Source organism: Limnohabitans sp. (genome assembly GCF_044361985.1).
Lineage (GTDB): Bacteria > Pseudomonadota > Gammaproteobacteria > Burkholderiales > Burkholderiaceae_C > Limnohabitans_A.
Map to the genome: position 1 here is coordinate 1 of NZ_JBIKHV010000078.1, position 10,305 is coordinate 10,305.

The following is a 10,305-nucleotide window of genomic DNA, read 5'->3' on the forward strand; positions in this document are numbered from 1 at the left end:
ACTTCGTGCCACTTCAGGTTGGCCGGGTCGCGCTCTTGCGTCAGGCGGATCTTGTGGCCATTCACCACCAGGGTGTTGCCCTCCACAGCCACCGTGCCTTTGAAGCGGCCATGCACGCTGTCGTATTCCAGCATGTAAGCCAGATAATCTGGCTCCAGCAGATCGTTGATGCCGACGATCTCGATGTCGTCGAAATTTTGCACCGCTGCGCGCAGCACCATGCGGCCGATGCGGCCAAACCCGTTGATCCCGATTTTGGTGGTCATGTCTGTCTCACTTTCATGGAAGCTGTCTTGGGCCGCACCCAGAAGCGGGCCAACCGAACATGTAACCATCCTAAGACATTTTCAGTAACTTTGTTACAAAACCCGGCTGTGATGAAGGTTTGTTTCGGGTTTGTAACTGTTGTGGAACTCGCTGTGGAGCGGCTTTGGAGGAGCGTCAAGCATGAAGACATCTGCCTCAACGGCTATGCCACGATGGGCGAGCTGCTGGTGGGCCTGACGAAATACTTTGCCTTCTACAACACCGAACGCCCGCACCAATCACTGGACAACCAAACACCGCAAGAGGTTCACCAGACGTCCAGCGGTGGTGGTGCGATGATCGTGGACAAATACCGGAGCCAAGAGAGATTCCCGGTTGCGCTGCGCTCCAGCGAGACTGCGGCCGGGGAAGTCTCAATCGAGATTGAGCCTGCAATACAAAAGGCAAAAACCGGGGCAGCGCCGACCAGCTGCGAGAAGTGGAGTGCAACTTAAACTGCTATCAAGTCTGTCCTGACTTTGGGGTCCACTTCACGTAGCGCATCAGCACGGCCCATGGGTCTGTCGTCTTGAACTGCGTATTCCGGCGAACGTGACCGCCGATTCCGGTGATCGTGACCGATGGCGATGTTGCGCGCTTTGATTTTAGGGGTCCGTCGTTTTCAGCCCTGGTTTTCCTCCCTTTTTTGACTTGGTCTGGCCTTGCGAAGTGACTCACCCGTCAGGGTCAGCCGATGGTGGTTCTGCATGATCCTGTCCAGCATCGCGTCAGCAACCGTAGCGTCACCGATCCATTCGTGCCAATGCTCAATGGGCAACTGACTGGTGATGACCGTGGCTTTTCTGCCCGCCCTGTCGTCGATCATCTCCAGCAAGTCCGTACGCGTTTGCGCATCCATCCCCACCAAGCCCCAGTCATCGAGCACCAGCACATCCGTGTTCTTCAAAATGTCCAGCCAGCGCGTGAATGTGCCATTGGCGTGCCTGATCCGAAGCTCTTCGCCCAGGCGTGGTACCCGTTGGTAGAACGCACTGTGCCCCTGGCGGCAGGCGTGCTGGGCCAGCGCACAGCCCAGCCAAGACTTGCCCACACCCGTTGGCCCCGTGATCAACACAGTGTGGCCGCTGCTCACCCAAGGCCCCAGCGTCAAGCTCATCACCGTGGCACGGTCAATCCCCCGTGAGGCCCGGCAGTCCAAGTCTTCGATCATGGCTTGCGGGTATTTGAGGCGTGCAGTTTTGAGCAATTTGGCACAGCGCCTGTCTTGCTTGCCGTGGACCTCCCGGTCTACCAGCAAGGCCAGGCGCTCTTCAAAGCTCATGGCGCTGATGCCGCTTTGCTGCATTTGCTCTTGTAGCGCCTGGGCCATGCTCACCAGCTTGAGCCCGCGCAATTGATCCAGTGTTGTGTTCATCATCATGTCTGGCCCCTTCACTGGTAATAACCAGCGCCGCGCACATGGGCGTGCAGGGGCTGCTCCAGTCACTGGCCGCGCTGGGCTGCACCAAGTCTCGGCGGTTGACCAGAATGTCCCGGATGTGTGAGAACTTGGTGGTGCCCACTTGGCGTGCCATGGCACAAGCCGCCTCCAGTCGTTGGTCGCCATAGCGTTTGCTCAAACTGAGCAAACCCAAGCAAGCGCGGTAAGCGTGCTCGGGGTGGCGCGGGCGCTGCAGCATCAATTGGACCGTTTGGGCGCAAGCCAGGCCAATGCGCTCGCCCCATGCCAGTAGCCTTTCGGGCGACCACTGTGCGTGCGCCTGGTGGCGCTCGGGCAGGTGCTCTGGCGTGGTGGTAAATCCTCCTTTGTGTGCGCATCGTCTGTGGCTGGCCACCCGCTGGCCCCGGTGCAGCATCTCCACCGCTTGGGCTGTCACACGCAATTCCAGCACCTGCCCGACCAAGGCGTTAGGGGCGCTGTAGCGGTGGCCTTCAAACTCGACGTGGCTGTCGATATGCACCCGCACGGTCTTGAAGACGGCCCATTCCCAGGGCTGGGTGGGCAGCGCCATCAAAGCCGGGGCATCGATCTGGGCAAACATACTGGCCCTGCAGCCGGGCATCTTTTGAAAGGCGCGCTCGTTCAGGTACGTCAGCAAGGGGGCGATGGACTCGTTGACATCTTGCACACTGTCAAAGCGTTGTTTGCGAAGGCGTGCCAGTATCCAGCGCTCAACCAATTGGACGCTCAGCTCGACCTTGGCTTTGTCTTGGGGGTGGTAAGCGCGGGCGGGCAACATGGAGCAGCCATAGTGACGGGCAAAGTCCAAGGCCGACTCGGTCAGGCGGGGCTCATAGCGGTTGGCCTGGGCCACCAAGGCGCGGGGGTTGTCGGGCACGATGAGCTGGGGCACACCGCCGTAGAACGCGAGGGCCTGCGCCGTTGCGCCCAGCCAATCGGCCGCCGTTTGAGCTGGCGTGGCCATGGCAAAGCAATGCCCCGAAGCGCCCATTGCGGCCACAAAGATGCTGGCGCGCTCCCCGCCGGTCAGCTCCAGCGTCGGTCCGGCAAAGTCGATGAACAGCTTCTCACCTGCCCGGTGGATTTGCCGCATGGAGCGTTTGAGGCTCTTGGCAAAGCGGCGGTAGTTCTCGCAAAACTGGGAGTAGCGCCAAGGCTTGACCGGATGGTCGGCGCTGAACAGGTCGGCCGTCTCGGCGCAGTATTCCTCCCAGAGCAATGCAAGCGTCATGCCTTTGCGGCGCAGTTCTTGGTGAATGCGGCCGAAGTCGGCGGGGGCGTAGATGTCGCTGGGCCGGGGGGCTGGCAGTAAACGCCGCTCAAGACTGGCCTCGTCCATGGCGGCGATGGTGGGCCAATACAGGCGTGCGGCGATGGCCAGGCCTGCGTATTTGGTGACCACGCCTTTGGAGATGCCCAAAGCGGTGGCGATTTGCTGGTGGGACTGCTGGCCCTCGAATTTGAGACGCAGTGCGTCTTTGAGTTTGAGCATGTTGATCCTTGGGGCGGGCATAGCGGTCCTGCAAAAAGGACTGACGCTAACCCGGCCGAAATATGAAATACATGCGCAACACCGTGCCGATGATGTGGACCAGCGTGCCGGTCACGATGACCGGAATGGCTGGTCACGATCCCGGAATCAGCGGTCACGTTCGACCGGAATCACTGGTCACGTTGCTCCGGAATACCCACTTGAACTGCTCAGAAGTGAGCCTGACATGCTGTAAGGCCGCGCGGATATTGGCGATCAGCGTTCTTAGCATGTCGGCCTTGCCATGAATGGGCGTGAGATACAGCGTGGTCTGACCGGCGTGACTTGCCGCCTTGCCCACTGCCGCCAGCAGCAGTGGCCTGCTCGTGATGGCCTCCATGCGTGCGCTGGGGTTGGCCAAGACCAGTGAGGTGATGAACAGCTGGCTGAAATGGCTCCAGCGGTCATCGGCATGGTGACCTTCCAGAATCTCTAGGTAGCGGGTCTGCAGGGATTTCTTGTGCATCCGTGATTTTGGTATTTTTTGCAATATAGACCAAAGCCGAGGCTCAGCGAGGTGTCTGTGCAAGGTCGCTGGAAACGGCCGTCAATGAAACTGACAAAAACCTATTTTTTAAATCAACGGGGGGCTCTAACCTTCGTCGATGAGTGCTTGAAGCTTCTCAAAATCCAGCTGCTGAGTTGCTTGTAGTACCGCACTGGCAAAGGCAGCAAGCGCAGGTTCTTGGCAACTGAGTTCGTTGCCCCATTGCAAAATATCGGTAATCTGGCCCGCACTAACCAAAGCTGCTAATTCTTTTATTTGCTGCCGGCTTGGCCTGTTAAGCACCGGTGACGCCGCTTCAGGGATCTTGAAAGAGCTGGGTGGCATCTCCGACAGGTGCTCTGAACAGTTTTTTTCAAGTGCTGCATTCACTGCTTGCCCGCTTTGCATTCCGCGAGCTTGTGGGCCTGTGCTGTTGCGCAGGTGGATGAACTGGTGCAATTTGTCAGGATTTTCGTCGACGGCAGTCGATGCGTTGGCAAATACCACAGCATCAACTTCGATTTGAAAGTCAAATCGAGTGCCCACACCGATTTTGCTGGTCACCTTAAGTTCACCTCCCATTAGGCGAGTAAGGTCTTGAGCGATAGATAGCCCGAGTCCCAGTCGGCTGGCGCGCTGGCCTTCGTGGCTTGGTGCAGCGGCACCTTTGTGAAACGATTCAAAGATATGATCAACCGCAGAGGCCTCAATACCCTCACCATTGTCGACCACGGCAAATGCCATCCGAATCTTGTCGCTTTTGTGCATTGTTTCGCAGGTGCAGTGCAATTCAATCTGGCCTTGGTGGGTATGGCGGTTAGCGTTGGTCAGTAAATTGTTGAGAATTTGGCGCAGTCGGACTGCGTCAACCCGCACGGACGGGGTTAAGGATGGGGCGATTTTGAGGATAAATGTATTTTTATTTGAATCGGCCAATAGCTGGCTGTCGCGTTCTAGGTCTTCAAGCCATGGTCTGAGGTTAAGGGGGTGGATGCTTAATGTGAGGCGCTTGGCTTCGAGCTGCGACTGGTCAAGCAGGTCTTCAATCATGTCTAACAGGCGCATTGCGCTGCGCTCAATGCCAGCAATGCCCTGTTGCAGGCTGAGTCTGGCAGAGCCATGGGCCAACAGGTGAACGTAGCCGATGATGGTGTTCAGCGGCGCCCTTAAATCGTGGCTGACCTTGGTCAGCAGTGCTTGCTTGATGCGAGCTAGTACGTTGCTTTCGATCAATTGCTCGTTCAGTGTGCTTGCGTGCTTAAGGATGGTCAGCACCATCAAGGGAGTGGCCATGAGCAATGCCCAAGTGATGCTGATGTCTTCGGCAAACGAGAAAGTGTTCAGTCCCATAAACGCCGTCGCACGCAGGGTGCCGGCTAACCAGATCAGGGCATAGGTCAGTACCATGTAGCCCGATCCTGCATTGCCTTGCCGCCATGCTCTGATGGCGACGAATATCACAACCGGAAAGCTGAGTGCAATCATGTGGGTGAACAAGGTAATGCCCAGCAGAAAGTTAAAAAAGCAGAAGGGGATCAGCAGTGCAAAAGCGCCAGCCAGCACCAGCAATACCTTGTTCATGTGGGGATCACTGCGAGCAAGGTCGAGGGTGTTGCGTTGAAAAAAAATTAAGCTGATAACCGCCAAAATGCCTGCCAATAAATGAATTTCAATTGGCATGGCCATGTGTTCGGGCCATAAGAAGCGCTCCCATAAACCGTGGCTGCTGAATACTACATAGGAAGAAAAAATATGCACACTAGAAAACAGTAGGTAGCTGCTTTGCCGCGAATAGATAAATAGAGTCAGTGATACCAGTGCAGCAATGATTGAACCGCCCATCGCGAAAGATTCTATTTGCAAGCGACTTTCGCGCATTTGCAAAAAATCAACAATTTTCCAGACCGTGACATTCAAGTTAAGGATGGTTCGGCTTTGTACCCTCAGTATCACGTCAGATTGCTCACCTGCCGAAAGTTTAAGAGGCAGGACTGCGCCAATGGTGTTGACGGGTTTGTCTTTTTGCGGCACGTTCATACCGCTTGAAGTCTGGCTCCAGCCGCTTGCAGTAGGCTGGTAGATGGTGATCGACTCGATTCGGGTTTTGTCAAATACCAGCCAGCGTTCGATGGGCTCGTTAGTGGTGTTATGCACGCGGGCGCGCAGCCAAATGGGGTGATCGTTGTAGAGTTTGCCTTGCTCGTCCACGTTTAGCGGTCGAAACTCTGCGGCGCGAGCAGCTATGTCAGCAAGGCCGAGTTGGCCCGATATATCAATAAAAATTTCTGCAGCCTCTGTAAAGTTGTTTTTGCTTTGGTTGCCAATTGAAATAGGCGATATCGCACCGCTTGAGCTGGCAGAAAATATAAAACAAAAGAGCAATGAAGCTTTTAAATATAATATAAATAAACTATTTATTATCATGAAAATTTAAGCTTCAGGTTTGCGCTGGATGCACAGCCCAGCACGGTACTGACTAGGCGTACTCTCAAAATGCTCTCGAAAAGCCGTGGCAAAGTTTTGCCCTGAAGAAAAGCCCAAATTGATGGCAATGTCGTTGATAGCTGCATCGGTGCTGGCAAGCATTTGGCGGCCGATGCGGAGGCGCTCCATGCGCAGCCAGCCCAAGGCGGTCAGGCCGTATTGGACGCGAAAAGCATCATTTAGTCGATTTTCGGTGCACCCAAGCTGCAAGGCCAGCTGTGCAGCGGCTTGCGGCTTGGCAATCTCTTCCAATAACAGTCGTTTAGCGGCCTTGACCAATACCGCACCAGGCAAGTGCTCATTGACTGACACATCGTCGCTCACAGGGGCTTGCGTGTAGCTGGATTTTTGCAGGCAAATAGCAATACGCGCTGCAATCTCGGCCTCGTTGGCATACGACTTGACGATGTAATCGACCGCACCCAACAGCAGCCCTGTAAGCCGGCTTTCCTGATCGCCGGCGGCTGTTAAAAAAACCACCGGAATATTGCGAGTTTGGACATTGGCTTTGAGCAAGCGACAGGTTCCAAAGCCATCAAGAACGGGCATGTACATGTCAAGCAAGATCAGGTCAAACGGCGACATCAGGGCTTTGTGGTAGCCGTCTTGGCCGTTAAAGGCCACAGAAATATTCCAACCGTGGTTGGAGGTGATTTCGGTAAGCACGCGCAGGTCCGCCATCGAGTCGTCGACAACCAATAAGCGCGCAGAAGAGGTGACTGATTTTTTCAAATTTAACCTTTTTATAACATTTAAGCATAGGTCAGTTCCTGTGATGCAACTTTTGGTGGAAAGGGAGAAATGTTTGATTTTTCGAAAAAATAAATGCCCTAACCTAAAGAAATAATCAATTTAAAAAACGATTGGTGTGTTTTGGCAAACGTGGGTCAGCACAAAAGAGGAAATGATCACCACATGACCCACATCAAGAGGGGTTGTCAAAATTTTTGAAATGTGTAGGGCCTTTAAAAGAGTTGGTGTGTTCGTCTGTGGCGAAAAATCCATGTGAGAAAGAGGTAATGAGTGGCTGCTAAAAAAGCAGGTCTTAAAAGCGTGATCCGTCAATCGCTGGCGCGTGATCGTGTTGAGCGCTTGGAAGATCGCATGTTGTTATCTGCACAGCCATTTTTGATGGCCACAGGTGCAGGGGATGATGGTGCTGCAAAGATTGTTGCGGTTGACCATACGCAAGCCTTCCCGCTATCAGAGTCACAACTCGATAAACTTTCAGGCATTGCCACCTTCATCGATCTTGGTAGGGGCGCTGAGCAGAACGCAGTGTTGTTGGCAGACGCCGCAGATTCATCGCTGCTCCTGCTCAATGACCAGCTGATGTTCCTGGTTTTTGACCTGGGCAACGGTAATGACTCAGCTGTTCTTTCCTCGGCTGGCGATGGGCAGTTGAGGTTGTCTGGCTCAAGCTTCAACGACATCGTGTTCACCCGTCCCAGCGCTTTGCTCGGAATTCGCGGCGGCAGCGGTGTGGACAGCTTGAGCATAGAGACTGTGGACATTGGCGCCGGGTCCCTGGAGGTCGAGACCGAAACCATAGTCTTGGCCTTGGGCCAGACCTTGAACGCAGGCGAGGACGTGTCGCTCAGGGCCAGCGCCAGTGCGCACAATGCGCAGCTGGGCTCGGCCGCGCTGGACCTGTTGGCGCAGGTTCGCATTGAGGGCGCGATCCTCGCCGGGGGACAAGTCACTCTGGAAGCCTCGGTGTTCACCGATGTCAGGCTCACGCTGGAGGATGCGCAGGTCAAAGCGGCCATCAACGCCAGGACCGCCGCCGAAGCCGTGATCGGCGCCCAGGCCCGCATTCAGGCCAGCGGCTTGAGCCTGAGGGCGCACACCTACGGCCACTTGGAAATCGCAGCGGGCGGCGCCGCCGCGGGCTCGGTCACCATCGAAGCCAGCCAGTCCACCCAAGCCGGCGTGCGCGACGGCGCTGCCTTGCTGATCAGTGGCCGCAGCAGCGGGAGTTCGGTCGACCTGTTGGTTGAGGCCATTGACCAAAGCCGCGTGGCAAGCTCACTGAGCATCAGCGACAGCCTGATCGACAGCCTGCAGGGTTTCGATCTCGGGCTGGGGCGGATCAACCTGCAGCGCCACACCCTGGCTTACCTGGGGGAGCTGGAGGGCCAAGGCGCTGCGCGCCTATCGCTCAGCGGGCCGGAGGGCGCGGCCCTCGGCCGGGTGCAGGTGAGCGCAGCCAGTCTGGATGCGCCCGACGGCGGCGTGCAGGGGCAGGTGGTCTCTGGTCTCGTGGGTGTGCAGCTCAATGTGGTCGATGACCAGGTGCAAGCGCACATCGCCAGGGTGGACTTGAATGCCAGCGAGGTGCAGGTCTATGCGCTCAACGCCTCCAGCCTGGCGGCCGGCGCCATGGTGGCGAGCAACCAAGTCACGGGCAGCACCCTGGCCCTGATCGCGGACTCCAAGCTCAGCGCTGAAAACGACTTGCACCTGCTGGCCACCGATCTGGCCAGCTTTGAGGCCAAGAGCGCTGGTTTTGCGGCCAATGTGAGCGCTCTGGCAGGCGTGTCTGTGGACAACGCTTCGGCCAGCAACACCCTGGACCGCAGCCTGCACGCGGGTCTGGAGGGCTCGAGCGTGGAGGCCGGCACGCTGGTGGTGGTCGCCCACAGCGCCGCCACCGTCACCGCCAAGTCCGAGGCGATGGCCGTCAAAGGCGGGGCATTGCTGGCCCCGGACTTCAGCTTGACCATGGGCGCCAGCCAGGCCTGGAACCAGGTGCTGGGCGATGTCGAAGCGTCCATCCAGCGCAGCAGTGTGGTGGTGGTCAGTCTGGGCGGCGTGACCCTCAGCGCCAAAAACAGCAGTTCCGTGTTGGCCGCCTCAGTGGCAGGCGCGGCGGGCTCCGAAGCTTCAGCCTTTGGTGCCTCGCTGGCTTTCAATGCGCTCGGTTGGCGCATGGGCGACATCGGCGCCGGGGCCCTCAGCAGCCTGCTGGGCGCAGACCTGAACGCCAGCGAATTCCCCTTGGACACCCTGGCCTTTGTGAGCGGCTCCGACATCCGCAGCGCAGCGGCAGTGTCGGTGACAGCGGTCAACGACATCACGCTGGAAGCCCTGATGCTCAGCCAGGCCGGCGCCACCTCGGCCCTGGGCGCCCTCTCCTGGGGCGCTGCGGCGGTGCTCACGAGCAACCGGGTGCGCAGTGACACCAAGGCTTATATTGAACGCGCCTCGGGCCGTGGCTCGGTGGTGGCGGGCGGCTCGGTCACGGTCAGCGCCAGCGACAAGGCCGAGATCCTGGCCGACGTCCGCCTGAGCGCGGCAGGGGCCATGGCGGTGGGCGGGGTCCTGGTGCGCAACGATGTGCGCGGCGCCGTCGCTGCCGACATCGAAGCTGCCAGCATCGCCGCTGCAGGCGATTTGCAGGTTTTGGCGCTGGAGTCGGCCCGCATCGCGGCCAAGCTCAGTGGCACGGTCACCACAGGCGCCAGCGGATTTGGCGCTTCCTCCATGGCCGCCAACGCCTTGATCGCCACCAACCTGGTGCTCACCGACTCCCAGGCCCAGGTGCGGGACAGCACACTGGCGGTGGACGGCAGCGCCGAAATCGCTGCCCGCAACGCCTCGACCATCGCGGCCAGCAACCAGGCCGTCACCCAGGGCGGTGGCAGTGCAGTGGGCGCGACGCTGGCCTTCAACACCATAGGCTGGCAGGCGCAAAACGTTTTGTCTGCGGGTGTCGATGCGCTGCTGGGCAGCAGTTTGGGCGCAGAGCAGCCCGCATCGGTGCGGGCTGCTGTTCTGGGCGGATCGTTGCAGGCCGGTGGCAACATTAGCGTCACCGCCGATGCCGACGAGCAGGTGCTGGCCAACATACGCAACAGCGCCGCCTCCAGCGGCTCCGGCAACTCGGCCAGCCTGGTGCTGGCCAGCAACCTGGTCAGCGCGCGTGCGCAGGCCAGCGTCGGCCCCATGGCCGACGCCTCAGCGGGCTCAACCCTGAGCTGGACGGCCGGTGGCAACGTGACCATCTCCGCCGTCGACCGTGCGTCTATCGATGCCGATGTCCAGATGGCGTCCAGCAGCGCGGGCGGCATG

The 10,305-nt window shown here is 58.2% G+C and carries 6 protein-coding genes and 2 pseudogenes; 2 read left to right on the forward strand and 6 right to left on the reverse strand.

The window, feature by feature from the left end; translation table 11 throughout:
- On the reverse strand, window positions 1-266 hold a 266-nt coding region (locus tag ACIQ3A_RS11715), incomplete at its 3' end, for a glyceraldehyde 3-phosphate dehydrogenase NAD-binding domain-containing protein (protein WP_396431915.1).
- A gap of 153 nt (window positions 267-419) precedes the next feature.
- On the opposite strand from ACIQ3A_RS11715, the pseudogene ACIQ3A_RS11720 reads away from it, so the two are divergent.
- A pseudogene (locus tag ACIQ3A_RS11720) lies at window positions 420-620 on the forward strand (integrase core domain-containing protein); the annotation flags it as partial.
- A gap of 308 nt (window positions 621-928) precedes the next feature.
- On the opposite strand, the gene istB reads toward ACIQ3A_RS11720, so the two are convergent.
- The 5 genes and pseudogenes from istB to ACIQ3A_RS11745 form a co-directional block, all read right to left on the reverse strand.
- Complete coding sequence (gene istB, locus ACIQ3A_RS11725) at window positions 929-1,687, reverse strand: IS21-like element helper ATPase IstB (protein ID WP_396431916.1); 759 nt, start codon at window positions 1,685-1,687, stop codon at window positions 929-931.
- Window positions 1,688-1,698: 11 nt separating this feature from the next.
- Window positions 1,699-3,242, reverse strand: a pseudogene (gene istA / locus ACIQ3A_RS11730) (IS21 family transposase).
- A gap of 133 nt (window positions 3,243-3,375) precedes the next feature.
- Window positions 3,376-3,726 (reverse strand): hypothetical protein, encoded by a 351-nt coding sequence (locus ACIQ3A_RS11735; protein ID WP_396431917.1) that lies wholly within the window; start codon window positions 3,724-3,726, stop codon window positions 3,376-3,378.
- 126 nt (window positions 3,727-3,852) lie between these two features.
- On the reverse strand, window positions 3,853-6,171 hold the full coding sequence (locus tag ACIQ3A_RS11740) for a 7TM-DISM domain-containing protein (protein WP_396431918.1): 2,319 nt from the start codon (window positions 6,169-6,171) through the stop codon (window positions 3,853-3,855).
- Window positions 6,172-6,177: 6 nt separating this feature from the next.
- Window positions 6,178-6,963 carry a helix-turn-helix domain-containing protein gene (locus tag ACIQ3A_RS11745; protein ID WP_396431919.1) on the reverse strand — a complete coding sequence of 262 codons (786 nt, stop codon included), beginning with the start codon at window positions 6,961-6,963 and terminating at the stop codon, window positions 6,178-6,180.
- A gap of 372 nt (window positions 6,964-7,335) precedes the next feature.
- Between ACIQ3A_RS11745 and ACIQ3A_RS11750 the strand changes: the two genes are divergently transcribed.
- The coding region (locus tag ACIQ3A_RS11750) for a hypothetical protein (protein WP_396431920.1) at window positions 7,336-10,305 on the forward strand (2,970 nt) is incomplete at its 3' end.

What these genes read in the sequence shown, in the direction of transcription:
- istB (WP_396431916.1), bottom strand. Translation starts at nt 1,687, where the DNA reads ATGATGATGAACACAACACTGGATCAATTGCGCGGGCTCAAGCTGGTG.
- ACIQ3A_RS11735 (WP_396431917.1), bottom strand. Translation starts at nt 3,726, where the DNA reads ATGCACAAGAAATCCCTGCAGACCCGCTACCTAGAGATTCTGGAAGGT.
- ACIQ3A_RS11740 (WP_396431918.1), bottom strand. Translation starts at nt 6,171, where the DNA reads ATGATAATAAATAGTTTATTTATATTATATTTAAAAGCTTCATTGCTC.